This window comes from Metabacillus lacus (genome assembly GCF_009674805.1).
GTDB lineage: Bacteria > Bacillota > Bacilli > Bacillales > Bacillaceae > Metabacillus_C > Metabacillus_C lacus.
Genome location: NZ_WKKI01000027.1, coordinates 12,445 through 32,858, shown reverse-complemented (window position 1 = coordinate 32,858; position 20,414 = coordinate 12,445). Strand labels below are relative to the sequence as shown.

The 20,414-nt window shown below is 41.8% G+C and carries 21 protein-coding genes and 2 riboswitches; of the genes, 14 read left to right on the top strand and 7 right to left on the bottom strand.

Annotated elements, in window-relative coordinates:
- The first annotated feature begins 5 nt into the window (after positions 1-5).
- Together GJU40_RS13400 and GJU40_RS13395 are read left to right on the top strand one after the other, a co-directional pair.
- Positions 6-386, top strand: a complete 381-nt coding sequence (locus GJU40_RS13400; RefSeq protein ID WP_154308454.1) for a response regulator transcription factor — start codon at positions 6-8, stop codon at positions 384-386.
- A complete protein-coding gene (locus tag GJU40_RS13395) occupies positions 364-3,243 on the top strand; it encodes an ATP-binding protein (protein WP_154308451.1) in 2,880 nt (959 codons plus the stop codon). Before GJU40_RS13400 ends, GJU40_RS13395 begins: the two co-directional genes overlap by 23 nt.
- An 87-nt stretch (positions 3,244-3,330) precedes the next feature.
- On the opposite strand, the gene GJU40_RS13390 is transcribed toward GJU40_RS13395, so the two are convergent.
- Positions 3,331-3,864, bottom strand: a complete 534-nt coding sequence (locus tag GJU40_RS13390; RefSeq protein ID WP_154308449.1) for a small multi-drug export protein — start codon at positions 3,862-3,864, stop codon at positions 3,331-3,333.
- A 115-nt stretch (positions 3,865-3,979) separates the two neighbouring features.
- Here GJU40_RS13390 and GJU40_RS13385 point away from each other — a divergent pair, with 115 nt between their 5' ends.
- The 3 genes from GJU40_RS13385 to GJU40_RS13375 all read left to right on the top strand — a co-directional run bounded on the left by GJU40_RS13385 (position 3,980) and on the right by GJU40_RS13375 (position 5,689).
- Positions 3,980-4,381: a secondary thiamine-phosphate synthase enzyme YjbQ gene (locus GJU40_RS13385; protein WP_154308447.1), complete on the top strand. Its 402-nt coding sequence runs from the start codon at positions 3,980-3,982 to the stop codon at positions 4,379-4,381.
- Positions 4,382-4,877: 496 nt separating this feature from the next.
- Positions 4,878-5,132 carry a DUF2651 family protein gene (locus GJU40_RS13380; RefSeq protein ID WP_170289409.1) on the top strand — a complete coding sequence of 85 codons (255 nt, stop codon included), beginning with the start codon at positions 4,878-4,880 and terminating at the stop codon, positions 5,130-5,132.
- Between the two features lie 314 nt (positions 5,133-5,446).
- Positions 5,447-5,689, top strand: coding sequence for a hypothetical protein (locus GJU40_RS13375; RefSeq protein WP_154308442.1), 243 nt, complete (start codon positions 5,447-5,449; stop codon positions 5,687-5,689).
- Positions 5,690-5,700: 11 nt separating this feature from the next.
- On the opposite strand, the gene GJU40_RS13370 is transcribed toward GJU40_RS13375, so the two are convergent.
- On the bottom strand, positions 5,701-6,519 hold the full coding sequence (locus GJU40_RS13370) for a protein-glutamine gamma-glutamyltransferase (protein WP_154308440.1): 819 nt from the start codon (positions 6,517-6,519) through the stop codon (positions 5,701-5,703).
- A 59-nt stretch (positions 6,520-6,578) separates the two neighbouring features.
- A complete protein-coding gene (locus GJU40_RS13365) occupies positions 6,579-7,058 on the bottom strand; it encodes an RIP metalloprotease (RefSeq protein ID WP_154308438.1) in 480 nt (159 codons plus the stop codon).
- A 216-nt stretch (positions 7,059-7,274) separates the two neighbouring features.
- Between GJU40_RS13365 and GJU40_RS13360 the strand changes: the two genes are divergently transcribed.
- Positions 7,275-8,069, top strand: coding sequence for an alpha/beta fold hydrolase (locus GJU40_RS13360; RefSeq protein WP_154308436.1), 795 nt, complete (start codon positions 7,275-7,277; stop codon positions 8,067-8,069).
- Between the two features lie 163 nt (positions 8,070-8,232).
- Here the strand turns inward: GJU40_RS13360 and GJU40_RS13355 are convergent, their stop codons facing one another.
- A complete protein-coding gene (locus GJU40_RS13355) occupies positions 8,233-9,105 on the bottom strand; it encodes an SDR family oxidoreductase (RefSeq protein WP_212029836.1) in 873 nt (290 codons plus the stop codon).
- Positions 9,106-9,230: 125 nt separating this feature from the next.
- Here GJU40_RS13355 and GJU40_RS13350 point away from each other — a divergent pair, with 125 nt between their 5' ends.
- The 6 genes from GJU40_RS13350 (at position 9,231) to GJU40_RS13325 (ending at position 15,990) form a co-directional block, all read left to right on the top strand.
- On the top strand, positions 9,231-9,737 hold the full coding sequence (locus tag GJU40_RS13350; protein ID WP_154308433.1) for a spore coat protein: 507 nt from the start codon (positions 9,231-9,233) through the stop codon (positions 9,735-9,737).
- 354 nt (positions 9,738-10,091) lie between these two features.
- Entirely contained in the window at positions 10,092-11,492 is a 1,401-nt protein-coding gene (locus tag GJU40_RS13345) for a M28 family peptidase (RefSeq protein ID WP_154308431.1), read from the top strand.
- An 823-nt stretch (positions 11,493-12,315) separates the two neighbouring features.
- Entirely contained in the window at positions 12,316-13,845 is a 1,530-nt protein-coding gene (gene amyS, locus GJU40_RS13340) for an alpha-amylase (protein WP_154308429.1), read from the top strand.
- A gap of 47 nt (positions 13,846-13,892) precedes the next feature.
- Positions 13,893-14,435 (top strand): hypothetical protein, encoded by a 543-nt coding sequence (locus tag GJU40_RS13335; protein WP_170289408.1) that lies wholly within the window; start codon positions 13,893-13,895, stop codon positions 14,433-14,435.
- A 44-nt stretch (positions 14,436-14,479) separates the two neighbouring features.
- A complete protein-coding gene (locus tag GJU40_RS13330; protein ID WP_154308425.1) occupies positions 14,480-15,028 on the top strand; it encodes a DUF3231 family protein in 549 nt (182 codons plus the stop codon).
- 110 nt (positions 15,029-15,138) lie between these two features.
- A complete protein-coding gene (locus tag GJU40_RS13325) occupies positions 15,139-15,990 on the top strand; it encodes a manganese catalase (RefSeq protein WP_154308423.1) in 852 nt (283 codons plus the stop codon).
- An 18-nt stretch (positions 15,991-16,008) separates the two neighbouring features.
- Here GJU40_RS13325 and GJU40_RS13320 read toward each other — a convergent pair whose 3' ends face one another.
- From GJU40_RS13320 to GJU40_RS13310, 3 genes are all read right to left on the bottom strand, one after another.
- Positions 16,009-16,467 carry a DUF2512 family protein gene (locus GJU40_RS13320; RefSeq protein WP_170289407.1) on the bottom strand — a complete coding sequence of 153 codons (459 nt, stop codon included), beginning with the start codon at positions 16,465-16,467 and terminating at the stop codon, positions 16,009-16,011.
- Between the two features lie 191 nt (positions 16,468-16,658).
- On the bottom strand, positions 16,659-16,871 hold the full coding sequence (locus tag GJU40_RS13315; RefSeq protein ID WP_154308420.1) for a heavy-metal-associated domain-containing protein: 213 nt from the start codon (positions 16,869-16,871) through the stop codon (positions 16,659-16,661).
- Positions 16,872-16,896: 25 nt separating this feature from the next.
- Positions 16,897-17,118: a DUF2187 family protein gene (locus GJU40_RS13310; RefSeq protein WP_154308418.1), complete on the bottom strand. Its 222-nt coding sequence runs from the start codon at positions 17,116-17,118 to the stop codon at positions 16,897-16,899.
- A gap of 333 nt (positions 17,119-17,451) precedes the next feature.
- On the opposite strand from GJU40_RS13310, the gene GJU40_RS13305 reads away from it, so the two are divergent.
- The gene (locus GJU40_RS13305) at positions 17,452-18,087 is read left to right on the top strand and encodes an FMN-dependent NADH-azoreductase (RefSeq protein WP_154308416.1); all 636 of its coding nucleotides are present in this window, start codon (positions 17,452-17,454) and stop codon (positions 18,085-18,087) included.
- Positions 18,088-18,154: 67 nt separating this feature from the next.
- A riboswitch (SAM riboswitch) is annotated at positions 18,155-18,260 on the top strand.
- A 177-nt stretch (positions 18,261-18,437) separates the two neighbouring features.
- A riboswitch (SAM riboswitch) is annotated at positions 18,438-18,549 on the top strand.
- Between the two features lie 74 nt (positions 18,550-18,623).
- Positions 18,624-20,411 carry a PLP-dependent aspartate aminotransferase family protein gene (locus GJU40_RS13300; protein WP_154308414.1) on the top strand — a complete coding sequence of 596 codons (1,788 nt, stop codon included), beginning with the start codon at positions 18,624-18,626 and terminating at the stop codon, positions 20,409-20,411.
- The last annotated feature ends 3 nt before the right edge of the window (positions 20,412-20,414 follow it).

Sequence of the window (20,414 nt, the reverse complement as noted above, 5' to 3'; positions counted from 1 at the left end):
TTACAATGGCAAGAATTCTTCTTGCGGAAGATGAAGAAGTGCTTAGAATGCTCGTAACGGATACTCTTGAGGATGAGGGCCATGACATTGATGAGGCAGCAGACGGAGCTGAAGCCCTCTCCTTTATTGAACAAAATCAATATGATTTAATTTTGCTGGATTATATGATGCCTGTTCACACAGGTTTGGAATTAATAGAAATGATGAGGGAACTGCCGATGCCTCAGCATGCTAAGGTTGTGATGCTGAGTGCCAAAAGCCAGGCGGCAGATCAGCAAAGAGTGATTGAAGCCGGAGCAGATTACTTTATTTCTAAACCATTCAGTCCCTTGGCCCTTGCAGAAAGAATAGAGGAGATACTGAGTGAACATCAATCACTATATTAAGAAGAGCCTTGCAAGGAGCTTCGGATTGCTGGCACTTTTAATCATTCTGCTGTTTTCCAGTGTAAGTTTTGCATTTATCTGGTATCAAAATGCCATTACTGCTCATTATGAATCAGTTAACGACGAACTGAACCGGAAAGAGCATCTGGTCAGTGATCTGGAGTATTCTTTTAATGCAGCTGTATCGGAATTTCGTGCCTATTTTGCTTATGGCAGTAACGGAGAAAACCGCTTTTACCTGACAAAAGGTCTTGAGCAGCAGCAGAATGTGCTAAACAATATGGAACAGCTTGAAGTAATTGCAGTAAATAGCGCAGATACATTGTTTCTTCAAGATGTAAAATCTTTTTATCAATATTACTTTAATGAAATTGTGCCAGACAGTGTGGACCGTTTTGAAGCCGGAGATCTCGAGTATGTAACAGAAGTTGCAGTAAAAGGAAATGTCTCCAACAACATACGGGCATTTCAAAACAGTTTAAGACAATACCGGGATACGCTGGAAAATCAGCTTGATCGCAATTACGAAAACTATACGGATACCACCTTTATAAGCCAGTTGAGCTTTATGATCACTCTAGGCATATTGTTAATTTCCTTGGTTGTATTTGTACGGATTTTATTGCGCAGAATCGGGGGGCCTCTAAAAGAATTGACTGCTGCGGCAGGCAGCATTGCGAACGGAGAAGACTTCAGGCTAACTGAGGAATCAACCCGCGAAGATGAGCTTGGACTTCTTCATAATGCATTTGTCAAAATGGGCAAAAGCATAAACGAGAAGGAACAGGATTTAAGTGCACAAAATGAAGAGTTATTTGCACAGCAGGATGAACTGCAGGCACAGCAGGCAGAGCTGGAAGAGGTGCTTGAAATGATGAGGGAAAGGGAGACGCAGCTTAAGCTCCGCAATGAACTTGTGCATGGCATCTCCAATACCTTGAACAAACAAAAGATCCTATCCAGCATCATTCAAACCATGAGCGGCATTGTGAAAGCAGATAGAGGAATGATTGCAACAATGGATGGCAAAAAAGACTATGCGGTTTTTGGAATTTCCCCTGCTGGCGCAAAGCAATTTTTAGATCATCTAGAAGAAGGGCCAGTACAGCGCCTTTTGGAGACAAAAGAAGCTTTTACAATCAAGCGCAGGAGTGAACCTGGCGAGAAGGCCTATCATGAGGATGAACAGCAATCTGAAGATCTTTATATTCCTGTCATCTCTTCCAATCAGACGGTAGAGGCAGTCATGCTGTTTACAAGATATAGTCTTCCCTTTCAGGAGCAGGATATCAAAGAGTACAGTAGTCTGGCGAAAAATGCCAGCATCTCCTTGGACAAAATTAAAATATTTGAACAGTCTGAAGCTGAACGAACGATGGTACAAGATATCTTGAACACAATCAATGAGGGCGTCCAGCTTGTTGACAGAAACGGCCGCTTAATTCAGGTGAATGAAAAAGTAAGAACCCTTGTGAATAGCTGGAACGGGGCTGCCATTAACGGTCAGGCTTATGAAGAATGGACGGCAGATTTGCTGGCGTCAGTTAGTGAACCTGAAAGTTTGAAAGCTTTTCTGGACAGCGGGGTTCTTTCTGAGGATGGTGCAGCTTCTGAAAATATTGTGTACCGCCTGGAGTCAGGCAAAGTAATTCAGGTATACTCAGAGCCGCTGTTCCGCGAGGGGCAAAAGATAGGCATGGTTCTGGTTCACAGAGATATTACGAGGGAGTATGAAGTGGATCAGATGAAATCTGAATTTGTAAGTACAGTCAGCCATGAACTTAGAACGCCGCTTGCAAGTGTTCTGGGTTTTACTGAACTGATGCTTCATAGAGAACTGAAGCCGGAGCGGCAGAAAAAATATTTAACAACTATTTATCAAGAAGCAAAAAGGCTGACTTCCCTCATCAATGACTTTCTTGATGTGCAGAGAATGGAAGCTGGCAAGCAAACCTATGAAAAACGCTATTATGATGTGGTGCCCATTCTAAATGAAGTAATAGATGCTCAAAATGTGAATGCTTCTTCCCACAGAATCAGACTGAAAGAAGAAACCTCTTTAACCCAAGTACTGGGAGACAGTGATAAGCTTCGCCAGGTATTTAACAATTTGATCAGCAATGCTGTTAAATATTCTCCTGATGGAGGAGAGATTTTAATTTCGATTTTTGAAAAAGACGGCAGCTTATATATTAATATTGCTGACGAGGGGCTTGGCATTCCAGAGGAGTCCCTGGACAAACTGTTTACAAAGTTTTATCGTGTGGATAATTCCGATCGAAGAAGAATTGGCGGTACAGGTCTGGGATTGGCAATTGTAAAGGAAATTGTGAAAGCGCATGGCGGGGATATATCGGTGTACTCAAAGCTTGGCGAAGGAAGTACCTTCAGCGTCACTTTCCCGCTTGTCCTGCAAAGCTTTTCAGCAGAGGAAGAAGCACAGGAAGCCGAAAAAACAGGTGCCAATGTTGTCATCGTTGAAGATGATTCCAACCTTGCCAAACTGCTGCAAACAGAACTGGAAGAAAGCGGGTTTCTTGTGAAAACATACAGCAGCGGGAAACAGGCGCTTGCTGCAATAGGAACAGAAATGCCCGAAGCGATTGTATTAGATATTATGCTGCAAGATCATAATCTGACAGGCTGGGAAATCATCAAGTATTTAAAAGCAGCATCCGTAACAAGTTCAATACCTATTTTTATTTCTTCAGCACTGGATGAAAAAGAGAAGGGGCTGGCGCTGGGAGCAGAGGGCTATTTAATTAAGCCATATCAGCCAAGCAAGCTTTCCAAATTGATTGTGCAGACACTGTTGAATAAAGACAGAGACGGACAAATTCTTATTCCGTCAAAATAACAAAAAAGAACGCCGGCGCGGCGTTCTTTTTTGCATTTGTTTTCACATGCTCTATTGGATATGTTCAACAGAACATAGGGGATGAGGCTATCTTAGTAAGTTGATAAGAAAGCCTTCATATTCCTGTTCGCCGCTCACAAAACCAATTCCATAATGAGTAAGAGCAGCAGCGGCAGCAGTCCAGAATACAAGGCTGAGAGTCATCCAGACTGTGACGGCTCTTCGTTTTGATCCGAAGCCCATTCCCATAAAGGCAGAAACGTGGGAGCCGACAAACAGCGGACCAATAAAAGCAAGTCCTGGAAGTCCATATTTGTCCCATAGATTCTTAGCTCTCTTTGAACGTTTAGATTCTGTCTGAATTTCTCCATCCTCAGCAGCAGCGGCTGCTTCAGCCATATTGCCTGCTTTACGCTGTTTTCTTGCAGCCATCCATATCTTTACTTTGTCAATCAAGATAATCAGCAGCAGGACAGTCAGAAAGTTGCCTATAAAACCGGCGATGGCAACAGGAACAGGAGCAAGTCCTGCAAGAATACCCACAGGAACAATGCCTACAACTTCAAAGAGAGGAATTGCAGCAAGAATAAACACAACTATGTAAGGCCATACAATTTCCATTTGTTCAACTCCTTCAATTACTATGGTACTAAAGATTGCCACAATGTGGAACAGGTAATGTTTATTTTCTTTAGTTCTAAGGAAAGAATAGTCTAGGGAAAGGAGCTGATTCGGAATGTTAAAAAAATTTTCAATCACAACTGGAAGCAGGGATGAATTCAGAGATATTACTGAGCAAATTCAGGGATTTGTTACCTACACAGAGGTTCAAGAAGGGCTAGCGGTAATCTACAGCCCCCATACAACTGCAGGCATCACCATTAACGAGAATGCAGATCCTGATGTGAAAAGAGACATGTTAAGGCGGTTTGACGAATTGTATCCCTGGAATGATGAAAGGGACAGACACATGGAAGGAAACACAGCAGCACATCTAAAAACGAGCACAGTCGGCGCTTCTCAACAGGTAATTATCGACAACGGAAATCTTCTGCTGGGCAGATGGCAGGGCATTTATTTTTGTGAGTTTGATGGGCCAAGGCAGCGGACCTACTATGTGAAAGTGATAAGCAGTTAAAAACACCGGATTACGGTGTTTTTTTATATCAAGTCAATAAGATTGTGTAAATACTTTGTTACAGATACTCGCACAAATACAGCTACTCCTATTGGGGTGGGGAGGCGCCATGTGAAAGTTACTATACATATAAACGGAGGAACTCCACCTATTCAGAAAAAATACCGAAAATGGACTGAAATAAACGGAGGGTTTCCGTTTATGTACCTAAAAAAAGCCTAAAATAGAGTATTTTCAGCAGCTTAAGCGGAATTCATTCCCTTATTTTCTCTGAAGAACAGCTTATTCTGGATTTAACCGGAATTTATACGCTTATTTTTTCTGTTGTAATGGGGAGGCGTCTTGTGAAATAAGAATTGCTAACTGTGTATAAAATGACTCTTCCCTTTTTCACAAGGGTACGGACTAAATCGTTTTTTTTATGATAGATGATGGAAGATCAACCTATTTATTTGCCAAAACCTTACCTGATAAGAAACGTTGCAGGGGGAAGAATATGATCACACTGCGAAAAAGGAGGCTTATGATGGAAGCACTATTGATAATGGTTGTGTATCCCCTGGCTGTTTTTATACTTTCATTTATTGGTTATGTTGTGACTAAAAAATTGTTCCTTTTCCCCATCATAACATTTGCTTTGTTCTTTTTATTGGCGCTGCTTGTTCATGGTATAGAATTTTTCAGCTGGACTGCAGCTTTCACTGTTTTGTCAATCACAGCAGCACTGCTGGCAAAAATTATTTTCTCATAAAGAATTATAAATTTTATATATGAGGCTGAACAATGGCTGTATCATAGTGCTCCGGGCTCTCCTCTATCCATTGGGGAAAGCAGCTGCAATTGAATAGTTTCCGTATACAGTGTCTCCTTCAAGGAAGAAACTGAGATTTCTTGCTGCAATGTGAAATCACATCAATGTTTTGGAAACACCGCTCTCATAAGAGCTCCTATACTTCTTCACATTCCCTGCAGTCTGTTTCAAGAGTTTATTTCTGCACTCATAGGGGGTACTTGTAACATTACATGCAAGCAGCATGCAATGACTCTCTATAAGCGGTGAATTCCATGAAAATAATCAACTATTCTTATAAAAAAAGAGGAAATCTGGAGTTTGTTTTTGATGTTTGGCCTCATTCTAAGGTGATGTTCTCGCCTATCAGAAATTACTATTTCGTCCGTTATGTCCGCTGGGACGAGAGAGATCCGGTTGTTTCACGGGAAGATTTGCAGAAAATGGAACAGCTTGTAAACCGGCAGATGGGCAGGGAGATTTGGTATGACAAGCGGAAAGGGCCAGGAGATGATTAACCCTAGTTCAGCTATGAAGCAGAGTAGTAAGAGCCAACATGTATCACGGTTTTATTTTCAAGCAGAAAGATCGGTATCCCCCGTCCGGTGCTTGAGAATTGAAATAAATATTTATAGCCCAGCCGTGTTACCTGGGACATCAAATAGGCAGATTGTAAAGAGCCGGGAATTCTGAAAGTGTTAAGCTTGTCAATCATACTTTGAGCATCCATAATACCAATTCCGTGCCCATAATATAAATTTGAACCCAGATAAATGGCATTTTCACCTCTGAAATAAGAAGTTTCAGGAGCTACATCTGGATTAATAAAGTAAACACAATCCCCAGGTACAAACTCATTGCTTCTTGTGGTAGTGACGCCTAAATCCTCATCGTATTGCCAGTCATAAAGAATCATTCCATCAAAAAGCCTGTCAAATTGATCTACATCAATATTTTCTAAAACAGCTCTGAAAAAAACAACAATCATTGCGGTTGCACACTCAAAAGAATAGAAACTGCCATTTCTAAATATATCTGAAAGAGCATCAGAGGGTTTGATGCCGGGCTTTATGACAATGGCTCCTTTAGGGGTAACATCCCAGAATTGGGGATTGCCTTTTGAATTTGCAAATGTACTGAACCTTACTCCGCTCTCCAACAGTGCACGTGAAGCGGATATTGTACTTGATCTCACATTTATTTCAAATAAAAACTGTTGAAAGCTGGTATACGTAAAGAGCTCGTTTGTTCTCAGCATTTCCATGACAATATTTTGCTGTTCACCAGTGAAAACAGGATTGTTTATCAGTTCCTCATTTTGAGGAATTCCTCCAATTATAATCATCATGCTCCTCCTTACAGGCTTCTGTTACAACGTATGCCTGCAGGAGGAGGTGCGATACTGTTTTAATCAATTAGATCACATCTGGTTCCATATTTGATCACATCATATAAAGCTTTGCCGTCGCTTGGGTGATTTTCACCGTATTGAATGGGAAGAACTGCAAAGAACGCATAGTATACAGAGAAATATGCATATTGATAAAAATACATTTTTGGATCGAGATAACCTGCGAGAATGATGCTGTTTAATATGAAAACACTCACAATATTAAAAATAACCCCGCCTGCATAAACGAGGGAATGTGTCAATTTATTATCTACAGCCAAGTCTTCGTAGTGGCAGAAGGAATCTATAAAATAAACAGTCTTAATTTCCAGGAAACCTATCTTTAAGAGAGTTCGCCCTCTTCCCAGTATGAAAGAAACCTTTCCCCCGAACAGCCACGCAAAAAAGATATGTCCAAGCTGGTGAACAAGAGCGACCAGCGGCAAAACAATCAGCAGTGCCACGAAAAATGACGGCATATCACTTAAACCAAACAAAACTGAATCCTCCTTTTTCTCCGTGTCCATTTTCTCTAATAGTGTTCTATACCAAGGTAAGAGATGATTAAAACGAAATAGGACAAAAATCATACATTTGAACCACGTTCTTCTTTTAACGCTGTAACGTAAAAAGAGAAGTCACAGCAACTTACAAGAATAGAATTACTTTATGAGAAAAAACTATGGCTATGTCTAAAGTGGAGCTGATGAACAATGCCATATGCAGAAACTATAAGCGGCAGAATCTATTATGAGGAACATGGCAGGGGACAGCCCCTTGTTTTTATCCACCCGCCGGGAATGGGGCGGGTAGTTTTTCAAAAACAAATCAGTCTAAGCAGCCAGTTCCGGGTCATTCTTCCAGATCTAAGCGGACACGGCGACAGTCCCGCAGTACGGGGTGCAGTGACCATTGAGAAATACAGAAGGGAAATACTGAATCTTCTGGATGAGCTTAGTATTTCAAAAGCAATTATTTGCGGCTATTCAGCTGGAGGAACAATAGCTCAAAGCCTTGCTATACAGCATCCAGCCAGGGTGAAGGCACTCATATTGTCGGGAGGCTACCCTTCCACAGAAAACATTGGATTAAGGATGGAACATGAAATAGGCGAACACCTCGTAAACCATTTTAGAAGGCCTCTTGCAAAAGGGCTGGCGGCTGCACATACGAAGGAAAAAAACTTTCGCAGGGAGCTGGCGGCTCATATGCATAAGGCAGACGCAAGAGTATGGAGGGAATATTATCATGCTGCACAGCACTATGACTGCAGAAAAGCGCTTGTTGCGATAACCTGTCCGGTTCTTCTGCTGTATGGTGCTAAGTCAGACGTCATCAATAAACATCTGCGCATATATAAAAAGAGCCTGAAATATAAACAGATTGGCATATTCAAGGACGTTAACCACCAGCTTCCCACAAAAAAATGGAATGAATTTAATCAAATGATCGCGGGGTTTTTGACTCAATATCAAAAAACAGAAACCAACGATATCCTGATACACTGAAGGAAAATAAAGAGGCCGGGACAAAAGTGTTTTAGCCAATGAAAAAATCCGAACTACCATTCATGATTTTACGATTAGAATGATGTATTAGTTCGGATTTTTTCTTTTGAGTGACTATTCTAGTCCAAAAAACAACTGGCAAGAGTAATAAGCGGTGAGTAGGTCAACCATTCAGTACGACTCCACCGTTCACATGAAGAACCTGACCGGACATATAGGAAGAATCCTCTGAAGCTAAAAATACATAGCTTGGCGCGAGTTCATCAGGCTGCCCAGGGCGTTTCATCGGTACAGGAAAAGCTTCTTTAGCAAAGCCTTCCACCAGGTCTTTATCAAATGTGGAAGGAATTAAAGGTGTCCAGATTGGCCCGGGGGCAACACCGTTCACGCGGATTCCTTTTTCAGCAAGCGACAGAGACAATGATCTTGTAAAAGAGGTAATGGCTCCTTTTGTTGATGAATAGTCAATCAGATTTGGCGCTCCCTGATAGGCAGTAATCGAAGTAGTGTTGATAATAGAGCTGCCCTCTTTTAAATGCTTCAGTGCAGATTTGGTCAAATAGAACATTGAGAATATATTTGTTCTGTATGTCTTCTCAAGCTGTTCACTGCTGATTTCCTCCAAACCCGCTTCCTTAGGATGCTGCTCTGCAGCATTGTTCACCAGTATATCAAGCTGCCCGAATTCTTCTACTACTGAATCAATAAGGGAATTACAAAATTGTTCATCCCCAATATCACCAGGCAGCAGCAGGCATTTTGCTCCCTCGTTTTCTACATGTTTCTTCGTTTCTTTTGCATCTTCATGTTCATCGAGATATGATATGGCCACATTCGCTCCCTCTCTTGCATAGGCTACAGCTACCGAGCGGCCTATTCCGCTGTCCCCGCCTGTGATGAGCGCTGTTTTTCCAAATAATTTTCCTGATCCTTTAGAAAGGTTTTCTTTAAAGTCCGGTCTGGGGTTCATTTCTGATTCCAGACCAGGCTGACGATCCTGCTCCTGTCCTGGTACTGATGAAGGTTTTTCTGACATTGTTATCTCTCCTTTTTCAATGTAATCACCCTCATTCTTTTCCCCCTTCGATAGTGAGCAAACATACAGAAAAATCATAGTGCACACTGGGTGATTAGCCCGCATATTATATCCCGAATGAAAAAATGGAGGGATTTACTTTGAGTCATACACTTGCCTGGCATGAATCACTGGAGCTGCATGAGCTGACTGCGTCTCAGGCGAACAGCCTGATTAAACTGAAAAAAGCAGTGAAAAGAGTTGAAGATAAAGAATTAAGAGAGCTCTATTTATTTTCTATCAAGGCCATTGAAGGAAATTTACATGAACTCATTCAGTACTATCCAAACATACCGGTCCCGGAGTCGAGAAAAGAAGAAGAAACGCCTGCCGATTTCATCGCATTCTACGCAGGAGATCTTTTGCTGCTTGCTAAAACCTCCGTTAGAAATTATTCAATTGCCATTACAGAGACAGCTTCTTATTCATTAAGAAAAACATTGAAAAAACAACTAAATGCAGCGATTGATTGGCATGAAAGAATCTTTCTTTATATGTTTAACAGAGGCTTATATCCGGCGTACAATCTTCAGGAGTTAATTGCAAATGACTTAAAGAATGTAAAAAGGGCTCTGGAAATGAGAGAGGAATAATGATAGAAGAGCCTTGTTCGAATTAACAGGGCTTGTTTTTATGGAGTGATTTAGACAGTTTTAGAGCTCCGAAAAAGAATAAAACCACTTTTCTGTTACGAAGAAATAATACCCGCAGTAATAAGTTCCTTTGAATACAGGCCTATTCAAGATTCTTCGAAGATAACGTCTCTGGAAAAAATAAGAAAAATGATTCAGTTTACAATTTATGAAGTAAGGGTGGCTCAAGAAAATTCAGAATAAATAGTAAATCTTTACTATACTAAAAGAGTAATATATTACCTTATAAAATGATTTAGAATATTGTAAAATTTGAAATCAAGAGACTATACATCTATTAAGGAGGACTATTCTTTGAAAAAACCATTATTATCTGCAGCATTGGCTGCATCCTTAGCCCTTGGAGCCGTCGGGACAAGCTCTGTACTTGCAAAACCGTTTGAAGCTCCCCAGTCACAGCCTTTCAACGTATTTGATAAAAAGGTAATCAATAAAATTGATGTGGACAAAATTTATAACAATATTGACTATCTGGCTAAAACGCCGCGCGTAGCAGGAACAGAGTCAGAGTTTCTAGCGGTGCAATACATAAAGTCGCAATTTGAATCTTATGGATACAAAGCTGAAATTCAGCCATTTACGTTTGTCGGATATACAGCGCCAACTTCCGTGAGCGTTTCTGTCGACGGTTATTCCGGTGAACTAAAGCCTCAATTCTTCACTTATACTGTCAGCGGAAATGTGACAGGTGAGCTTGTGGCTGCCGGCTTAGGAAAAAAAGAAGAACTTGCTAACCTGGACTTAACAGGAAAAGTAGCTCTTATCAGACGCGGAGAAATCAGCTTTGGTGAAAAAGTACTGAATGCTTCAGAAAGAGGAGCTGCTGCAGTGATTGTTTATAACAATGCTGAAGGTGCTCTTAACGGTACGCTGGGCGAGCCGAATGAAAAATATGCTCCTGCAGTATCTCTGTCAAAGGCAGAGGGTGAAGCACTTGCTGCCAAGCTCAGCAGCGGAGAAAAACTGACTGCTTCGGTGAAAGTTGTAGGAGCTGAAGTAAGTGAACGCACATCTCATAATGTAATTGCAACAAAAGCACCAACAAACAAAAAGAAAGCAAATAATGATGTAATTGTTCTTGGCGCTCACCATGACTCTGTAGAGGGAGCACCGGGTGCAAACGATGATGCTTCAGGAACGGCTATGACACTTGAACTTGCAAGAGTATTCAAGGATCTTCCAACAGACACTGAAATCCGTTTTATTACTTTCGGTGCTGAAGAAGTAGGTTTGCTGGGCTCAAGCCACTATGTGAAAAACCTTTCTGATGCAGACAAAAATCGAATTATTGCTAACTTTAACTTGGACATGGTTGGAAGCCGCGATGCCGGGGATCTCGTATTGCTGACATTAGACGGTAAGCCTAATCTTGTTACAGAGCTTGCTCAAGCATCAAGCGCAAGATTAAACGGAACACCTACTCCATATGGACAAGGCGGAAGAAGTGACCATGTTCCATTTGCAGAGGCAGGCATTCCGGCTGCACTCTTTATCCATAATCCTGCTGAGCCATGGTATCATACACCAGAAGACACAATTGATAAAATCAGCAAAGAAAAACTTCAGGATGTAGCTGAAATTGTCGGAACAGCTATTTACGATGTGGCCCGTTTTGACAACATGGGACCTAAACCTGGTAAAGGAAAGCCTCAAAAAGCTCCAAAAGAGCAATATCATCATAAAAACTTTAAGTAATAAATTCAGGCTTGAGCCCTCTAATGGGTCTCAAGCCTTTTCTTCTTTTGGGGTTCAGTCTACAACCCTCCGCAGCTGCGGGGCGGCTTGGCAGCTTGATCTTGTTTCGTCTCTTTACTGCCTTCGTTACTTTTTTTCGGCGTCTTTTTGTACATGCTCATCGAAGCATCTTCCTTTCATCAAAAGCTCTTGAATGTTGCTGTTGCACTGAGTTTTGTCCTTCATCTGCTTGATGAAGGACATTTAAACAGCTTTTTCACTAAGTTTTGTCCTTCATGCCCTTATGAAGGACATTCCAGCTGCTATTCCACAGAGTTTTGTCCTTCATCACCCTTATGAAGGACATTCCAGCTGCTATTCCAGTGAGTTTTGTCCTTCATCACCCTTATGAAGGACATTTCACCTGCATTTCCACTGAGTTTTGTCCTTCATCGCCCCTATGAAGGACATTTCACCTGCATTTCCACTGAGTTTTGTCCTTCATCACCCTTATGAAGGACATTTCACCTGCTATTCCACTGAGTTTTGTCCTTCATCACCCTTATGAAGGACATTTCACCTGCTATTCCACAGAGTTTTGTCCTTCATCACCCTTATAAAGGAGCTTTCACCTGCTGTATTAACCACCTTTCGCAATAGTTTCTGTTAAATGCTCCATGTTATATTCATAGGTAAAAAAGAGTGTGGCAGTAAGTAAAAAAGGGGAATATGTAACCGTTTACAAAAATACCGATTCAGATTATATTTTAGAAGTATTGCTGATTATGCAAACGGTTGCTTAGAATAGATCGGCAATACTAAATGAGGGATGGGGGAAGAATTTATGTGGAAAAAAGGGTTTTCAGTATTTCTAGCTGCACTGCTGCTGATTTCACTGCTGCCGGCAAACAAATCAGCTCAAGCAGCTGATAATGGAACAATGATGCAGTATTTTGAATGGTATGTACCTAATGACGGTAACCATTGGAATCGTCTGCAAAACGATGCAGCCAATTTGAAAAGTAAGGGAATTACAGCAGTCTGGCTTCCGCCGGCATGGAAGGGAACACAGCAAAATGATGTAGGTTATGGCGCTTACGATTTATATGATCTAGGTGAGTTTAACCAAAAGGGCACGGTGAGAACGAAATATGGAACAAAGGCCCAGCTTCAATCTGCTATTACAGCGCTGAAGAATAACGGTATCCAGGTTTATGGGGACGTGGTTATGAACCATAAGGGAGGCGCCGATGCAACTGAAACTGTCAGGGCAGTAGAAGTCAATCCGAGTAATCGTAATCAGGAAATCTCCGGTGAATATGATATTCAAGCATGGACGAAATTCGATTTTCCGGGACGGGGAAATACTTACTCCAGCTTTAAATGGCGCTGGTATCACTTTGACGGCTCTGATTGGGACCAGTCCCGCCAGCTTGCCAACCGCATATATAAATTCAGAGGTACAGGAAAGGCCTGGGATTGGGAAGTTGATAGTGAAAACGGCAACTATGATTATCTGATGTATGCCGATGTTGATATGGATCATCCTGATGTGGTAAATGAATTAAGAAATTGGGGAACATGGTATGCAAATACTTTAAATCTGGATGGATTCCGGATTGATGCAGTTAAACATATCAAATACAGCTTTACAAGAGACTGGCTGACTTCTGTACGAAATGCCAGGGGGAAAAATATGTTTGCTGTAGCAGAGTTCTGGAAAAATGACTTGGGTGCACTTGAAAATTACTTAACTAAAACGAGCTGGAATCATTCCGTATTTGATGTGCCGCTTCATTACAATTTGTTTAATGCCTCCAATGGCGGCGGAAATTATGATATGAGAAATATTTTGAATGGCACGGTGATGCAAAAGCACCCTACCCATGCCGTGACGTTTGTAGACAATCATGACTCGCAGCCGAGCCAGGCACTTCAGTCATTTGTCCAAGGCTGGTTCAAGCCTTTGGCCTATGCATTGATTCTTACAAGACAACAGGGATATCCATCTGTGTTTTACGGTGATTATTACGGTATTCCAAATAACAATGTTCCTTCATTTAAGTCGAAAATTGATCCTCTTTTAGAAGCTCGCCAAAAGTATGCTTATGGGACGCAAAGAGATTATTTTGATCATCATGATATTATTGGATTTACAAGAGAAGGAGACGCTGCACATGCAGGTTCAGGCCTGGCTACCATTATGTCTGATGGACCCGGGGGGACAAAGAGAATGTTCGTGGGTACTTCTAAAGCAAACCAGGTTTGGCGTGATATTACCGGAAACCGTACCGACACAGTTACAATCAGTTCAGACGGATGGGCGACTTTTCCCGTAAATGGCGGCTCTGTTTCTGTTTGGGTGAAACGATAATAACTTCCCGAGGGGCCTTATAGGCCTCTTTGGCGATTGGAGGAAAAATGGTTTCTTATGGATATGCTGCTATTCTGGAAGATCACTCCTTCAAGGAATGGGCAGTAAAAGGAAGTCTGACTCTCATGTCTAATTCCTCTGATACGGCTCTGTATTTTTCCAGCAGCAGGTATGATATTAGAAAACAAATGACGAAACAGAAAGATGGAGGCTTTGATTTTCACATCATGGGGGACAAACAATCAGGTTCAGCGTCCCATGGCATTGAGCTGGATGTAAAGCTTTCAGCCGGTGGAGAAGAAGTGCATTTTCAGCTTAGATTGGGAGGAATCCGGGGTTTGGCAGTGATGGAAAACATGCTTGTGTATCATGAACAGTATTACCTTCACAATAATCTCTTAAGCGGAACACTCCTTGTAAAAGATCTCAAGCGTCCTCCACAAGTGCTGATACAGTCAGCAGGAGGGCAGGAGGAGCTGGTCGAAGCACGGTATAAAGAAGATATCCCCTTCAGTTCACTGCAGCGTTGGGAATACAGCAAAACGCTTCCGACACCAGAGCTGTTTAGGAGTGTTTCTGTTATTTCATAACTTTGCAGCAATGGGGCACGCTATTTTATGTAAGGAGGTGCAGAATGGCAAACCCGATAGAAGCCTTTATAAACATTTTTAAAGAAGTGACAGATCATGAAGAAACTTCCCCCCTGCATGTGATTGAAGTTGGCGACTGCTGGACATATCTTGCAACATTGGAAGAATTCATTCGCTTCGAGGAAATGGGCATGAATACCACAACGGACGATGATTTAGTGGAAATGCTGAAAGATGCTCTGAAAATATGCCAAAAACAGGCTGAACGGCTGAGCGGCTTTTTGTTAAAAGAGGGAGTGGAGCTTCCTAATGTGACACCTCCTAAACCTTCCTCGTCTCCGAATGAAATACCTCCGGGAGTAAAGCTCTCAGATGATGACATCAGCAATGGTATTGCATTTAAAGCAGTCAATTTAATGATAATGGCAGGAAAAGGACAGGCCGATTCAGTCAGAACTGATGTAGGAATCATGTGGTTTGAGTTTTTCACTGAGTTTTCCTTGTTTGGAGCAAGTCTGAAAAGACTGATGAAAAAAAGAGGCTGGCTGAAGGTCCCTCCGTACTATTATTCTTCCGGCAGCTCAGGAAAATAGTCAACACAACAGGACAAAAAAACTCCTGTTTTTTTGTTCTTTGGAAAACCCCCTGTAGAATACATTTCTTAAAGAAAGTGAAATGCAAACAGGGGGAGGCGGAATGATCCATGTTTTATCATATAAAGGAACTTCAATACAAGGCAAAGCCTGATCGTCCTGATCCAGTTTATGCAAAAAAGCTGCAGGAGGTATTAGGAGGGCAGTTTGGTGAAATATCCGTTGCTCTGCAGTACTTTTTTCAGGGCTGGAATGTAAGAGGGGATGGAAAGTACAAGGATTTGCTGATGGATACCGGTGCTGAGGAACTAGCACATGTGGAAATGCTGGCAACCATGATTGCCAGGCTCCTTGATGGTGCACCTGTCGGAGATCAGGAAATTGCAGCTAAAGATCCGGTTATTGGCGCTATACTTGGAGGAATGAATCCGCAGCATGCTATTGTTTCAGGACTTGGGGCCATGCCTGCCGATAGTGTTGGAAATCGCTGGACAGCCAGCTATATTATTGCAAGCGGAAATCTTCTTGCAGATTTCCGGGCAAATTTAACTGCTGAATCACAAGGAAGATTGCAGGCAGTCAGATTATACGAATCAACAACTGACAGGGGAGTAAAGGATATGCTTTCCTGGCTGATCGCAAGAGATACGATGCACCAAAATCAATGGTATGCCGCAATCAAAGAGCTGGAGGCAAAAGAAAATATTGTTGTTCCAAGTACGTTTCCAAAAGAGCTTGAAAAACGTGAAGTCTCTTATGTACTTTTCAATTATTCAAGAGGCAATGAAAGTGCCGCAGGACGCTGGGCACAAGGTAAAAGCATGGATGGGCTTGGAGAGTTTCAATATGTTGAAAATCCTCAGCCATTTGCCAAAAAGCCAGTTCTCCGCCCCGCACCGGCTTATATCCATGATACGCCGCCGCAGGTATTGGGGGCAATGGTGCCTCCGCATACAAAATAAAAGAAGATGTGTAGGTATCTACACATCTTCTTGATCATTTTTCCCTTGTTTTTTTACAGCCGGAAATTCTTCTGAGGACTCTGTGGAGTAGCCAGCCTCCTTCGGCTGATAGCGGTATCTCGAGTGATCTGCTGTATTCTTCGGTTTAAATAAATAATGAACTGCTATCTCACCCAGTGTAATACCCACTGCTGCCGAGGCAGCTGCACCGGCATGTGGAAAAAAGGGGCTTGGCACTAAAACATTAAGCATAATCATAATCACAATAAAAGCCAATCCCAGGTCGGCAATCGAGGCTATCAGATTTCCTGCCCTCGGCAATATCAATCTGTCGCCGATAAAGTAGGATACTGCAGTCAGTACTATCCCAATAATAAGTGTATTGATAATACTTACTCGAAAAAAGAGAGATAAGATCATAAAAAGGATTGTAAGAGTGAGAAGAAACTTGGTCAGCAGGACGTTGCTTTTTATCATAAATGAAAAAACCTCCTTGTGGTATGTATACATAGTTTGAAGGTAAAGTGAGGATTTTATTCTTTGGAGTGCTGTTGATGATCACTACTCTGAAAAACCAATAATGAATTTAAACATACTAAAAAGCCCTCTTTGACAAGGGCTTTGTTATAACATGTGGAGATGTATGTACTTAATCTGCCTGTAATAGACTAACGCACACTTACAGCAAAACCGTGCTGTTGAAGGGCAGCCAGAATTTGATCTTCTGTGATGATCAGCTCGTTATATTCCACTTTTACTTCTCCGTTATCCACATCTGCCAAAGCTCGTTCAATTCCATTCGCTGCTGATAAAATTTCTTCGATGGATTGAACAGGTTCCACTTCCGATGATTGTTGTATCAAAAGAGTGACTTGAGTCATTTAACATGTCCTTTCTTTACAAGTATTAGGCAGTTTGCTCATCTGCCAAATGTATTTTTGCACTCTGAACCACTTCGTATTTGCTGTGGCCCACTACTGTAAATTCATTATCAATATTTAAGTCCCTGAAATCATAGCAGCTTGCAAGCTTAACGATAACGGAATTTTCGCGAATATGTGTTACGACTCCTTCTAAATGCATATCCTTCCTTGTGAAACCAATAATATCCCCTATATTTGCTCTCATATGTTAGGCCCCTTTTCCTATTTTTTCAGAATTCTTTATTTTCTACCTTTCCTATACCTTTTTATTCATACTTTTAATCCTAATATGGCGAAATAATATTTTCCAATTATTTCTTTCCTTATTTTTACTCTCTTATGGAATAATATGCAAGTATTTTTTGGAGAATGTGCATTATATTTAGCTGGTTTTTCATCGTTGCAGACACTTGGACAGTGCTAAATACTTTCTGCTATGTGGACAAGCTTTTGTTAAAAAGTTTCTCAGATAATTTTCGCGAAACTAGAACAAGATAAAGGGGTAAAAACTTAAAATATTGAAAGGCTGTGAACATTCTTGGCGACTCTTCTTTATATCACTGCACATCCTCATGATGAAACGGTTTCTTACAGCATGGCCGCAGGAAAATCATTTCTTGACGCGTACAAAAAAGAAAAACCTGAAGATGCTGTTGTTCATTTAGATTTATACAATATGGATATTCCTCAGATTGATGCGGATGTTTTCAGCGGCTGGGGAAAATTGAGAACAGGCTCTTCTTTTGATCAACTTTCAGAAGAGGAAAAGCGTAAGGTCAGCAGGCTGTCCGAGCTGACAGATCAATTTGTTGAAGCTGACAAATATGTATTCGTCACACCTCTTTGGAACTTCTCGTTTCCTCCGGTTATGAAAAAATATATCGACTCTCTTTGCACGGCAGGGAAGACTTTCAAGTACACTGATAGCGGTTCTGTCGGTCTTTTGACAGACAAAAAAGCATTGCACATTCAGGCGCGGGGCGGAGTCTATTCAGAAGGACCGGCACAGGATCTTGAAATGGGACACCGTTATTTGACTGTTATACTGAATTTTTTTGGAGTTCCTTCACTGCAGGGCTTGTTTATAGAGGGGCACAATCAATATCCTGACCGTGCAGAAGAGATCAAACAAAAGGGAATTGAGGAAGCAGCTCAACTCGCAAAAAATTTTTAATTAATAAAACTGTTGACTCTTCCACTACATGTGTTTAAGATAGGGAATAAGAATTTTATATGTTTTCTTCTTATCAAGAGAGGTGGAGGGACTGACCCTAAGAAGCCTCGGCAACCAGCTTTTGCACGGTGCCAATTTCAGAGGATTTACTCAAATAAATCCAAAGATGAGAAGGAGGACCGGTTACTTTAAACTGTCCCCCTTTTCTTCGTGAAAAGGGGTTTTTTATTTTTCACAGGAACACTTTTAAAATTTGAAAATTAGGAATATTCTGTTGACATAAAGAATAACCTTCTCTATACTACTGTTTAGGATTCATGTTTTAACGTGTTAAACAAATAAAATATAAACTCTTATCGAGAGAGACCGAGGGAACAGGCCCGTTGACGTCCGGCAACCATCATGCAGCTGCTTGAAATGGTGCTACATCCTGCAGGCATAAGTATGTCTGAAAGATAAGAGGAGGAGCCCCCTCTTCTTATGAAGCGGGGGTTTTTATTTGCTTGGAAAGCATACCAATTTAGGAGGAATTACTAATGAGCGATACTTATGAAACATACGATATTGAAACAGTTTTGCTGCACGGAGGACAATCACCTGACCCTACAACAGGATCAAGAGCAGTGCCGATTTATCAAACCAGCTCTTATGTTTTTCATAATACAGAGCATGCGCAAAGCCTTTTTTCACTGGATGAGCCAGGAAATATTTACTCAAGAATTGGGAACCCGACAGTGGATGTGCTGGAAAAGAGACTCGCTCTTTTGGAAGACGGAGTAGCCGCTGTTGCCACTTCTTCAGGCATGGCGGCGATCGCCCTGGCCATTATGAACATTGCTCAGGCAGGAGACGAAATTGTTGCAAGTGCAAGTCTTTATGGAGGTACATATAATCTTTTTGCCATCACTCTTCCTAAGTACGGCATATCTGTTAAATTTGTAGATTCAAAGAATCCGGAAGATTACCGGAAAGCGATTGGGCCAAAGACAAAGGCTGTTTTTGCTGAAATTATTGGAAATCCGAGCCTGCACGTTCTGGACATTGAAGGTGTTGCTGAAGCTGCACATGACAATGGCATTCCGCTTATCATTGATAATACCTTTGCATCGCCCTATCTATGCAAGCCGATACAATGGGGAGCTGATATCGTCATTCACTCTGCTACAAAATGGATTGGCGGACATGGTACGACCATCGGCGGAGTTGTCATAGATGGAGGAAGGTTTAACTGGAATTCAGACAAGTTTCCAGGGTTTACGGAGCCTGATCCTAGCTACAACGGAATCCGGTATGCAAATGACTTTGGCACCCTGGCGTTCAGCACAAAACTGAGAGTGCAGCTGCTGCGGGACTTTGGTTCTTGCTTAAGTCCGCACAATGCTTTTCATCTGCTTCAGGGTCTGGAAACACTTCATTTAAGAATTGAGAAACACACTGAAAATGCTTTGAAAATTGCTGAATTTCTCAGCAGCCATCCTGCTGTGGAATGGGTTTCATATCCGGGGCTCCAAGATCACCCTGCCCATGAGCTGGCTGGAAAATACCTGCCTGGCGGAGCAGGTTCCATTGTGAACTTTGGAATTAAAGGCGGAAGGGACGCGGGGAAAAAAGTCATTGACTCCATTGCCCTCTGGTCACATGTGGCAAATGTAGGGGATGCGAAGTCACTGATTATTCATCCAGCTTCCACAACTCATCAGCAGCTGAGTGCAGAAGACCTTGTGAAAACAGGTGTAACAGAAGAGTTGATTCGATTGTCTGTAGGAATTGAATCAGTAAGAGACTTGATAAACGATTTGGATCAGGCTTTCTATCAGGCTGTTGGAATATCCAGCAAAGGAGAAGAAAAAGGCGAAACAGCCGTTAATGACGAAGGCGTCATCCGCTGGGCGCTTCAATCTCCATTCACAAAAGAAGGAGACGGTCAAAGAGCAAAAACACTTGCCGTTGTCGGATTGAGTGGAAATCCTGCCCGTCCCAGCCACCGCCTCGCCCGAAAGATGCAGCGTCTAGGCTATCAGATTGTACCAGTCAACCCGCGGGAAACAGAGGTGCTTGGTGAAAAAGCTTATCCTGATTTAAAGTCAATTCCATTTGCTGTGGACGTTGTCCAGGTTTTCCGAAGTCCCGAAGCAGCAATTGATATTGCCCGCGAAGCCGCAGATATACAGCCAAAAGTATTCTGGCTGCAGGAAGGCGTCATTTCACCAAGAGCTGTTGATATTGCCAAGGATGCGGGGCTTGAAGTAGTCCAAAACCGCTGTACTTACAAGGAAGCCCAGCGGCTGAGAGGAACAATTGTCACATTTGCATGTGAAATATAAAAA

Excerpts from the sequence above, each read along its gene's own strand:
- GJU40_RS13400 (WP_154308454.1), top strand. The coding sequence starts at position 6 with ATGGCAAGAATTCTTCTTGCGGAAGATGAAGAAGTGCTTAGAATGCTC.
- GJU40_RS13390 (WP_154308449.1), bottom strand. The coding sequence starts at position 3,864 with ATGGAAATTGTATGGCCTTACATAGTTGTGTTTATTCTTGCTGCAATT.
- GJU40_RS13385 (WP_154308447.1), top strand. The coding sequence starts at position 3,980 with ATGTTAAAAAAATTTTCAATCACAACTGGAAGCAGGGATGAATTCAGA.
- GJU40_RS13380 (WP_170289409.1), top strand. The coding sequence starts at position 4,878 with ATGATCACACTGCGAAAAAGGAGGCTTATGATGGAAGCACTATTGATA.
- GJU40_RS13375 (WP_154308442.1), top strand. The coding sequence starts at position 5,447 with ATGAAAATAATCAACTATTCTTATAAAAAAAGAGGAAATCTGGAGTTT.
- GJU40_RS13370 (WP_154308440.1), bottom strand. The coding sequence starts at position 6,519 with ATGATGATTATAATTGGAGGAATTCCTCAAAATGAGGAACTGATAAAC.
- GJU40_RS13360 (WP_154308436.1), top strand. The coding sequence starts at position 7,275 with ATGCCATATGCAGAAACTATAAGCGGCAGAATCTATTATGAGGAACAT.
- GJU40_RS13355 (WP_212029836.1), bottom strand. The coding sequence starts at position 9,105 with ATGTCAGAAAAACCTTCATCAGTACCAGGACAGGAGCAGGATCGTCAG.
- GJU40_RS13350 (WP_154308433.1), top strand. The coding sequence starts at position 9,231 with ATGGAGGGATTTACTTTGAGTCATACACTTGCCTGGCATGAATCACTG.
- amyS (WP_154308429.1), top strand. The coding sequence starts at position 12,316 with ATGTGGAAAAAAGGGTTTTCAGTATTTCTAGCTGCACTGCTGCTGATT.
- GJU40_RS13335 (WP_170289408.1), top strand. The coding sequence starts at position 13,893 with ATGGTTTCTTATGGATATGCTGCTATTCTGGAAGATCACTCCTTCAAG.
- GJU40_RS13330 (WP_154308425.1), top strand. The coding sequence starts at position 14,480 with ATGGCAAACCCGATAGAAGCCTTTATAAACATTTTTAAAGAAGTGACA.
- GJU40_RS13325 (WP_154308423.1), top strand. The coding sequence starts at position 15,139 with ATGTTTTATCATATAAAGGAACTTCAATACAAGGCAAAGCCTGATCGT.
- GJU40_RS13320 (WP_170289407.1), bottom strand. The coding sequence starts at position 16,467 with ATGATAAAAAGCAACGTCCTGCTGACCAAGTTTCTTCTCACTCTTACA.
- GJU40_RS13315 (WP_154308420.1), bottom strand. The coding sequence starts at position 16,871 with ATGACTCAAGTCACTCTTTTGATACAACAATCATCGGAAGTGGAACCT.
- GJU40_RS13310 (WP_154308418.1), bottom strand. The coding sequence starts at position 17,118 with ATGAGAGCAAATATAGGGGATATTATTGGTTTCACAAGGAAGGATATG.
- GJU40_RS13300 (WP_154308414.1), top strand. The coding sequence starts at position 18,624 with ATGAGCGATACTTATGAAACATACGATATTGAAACAGTTTTGCTGCAC.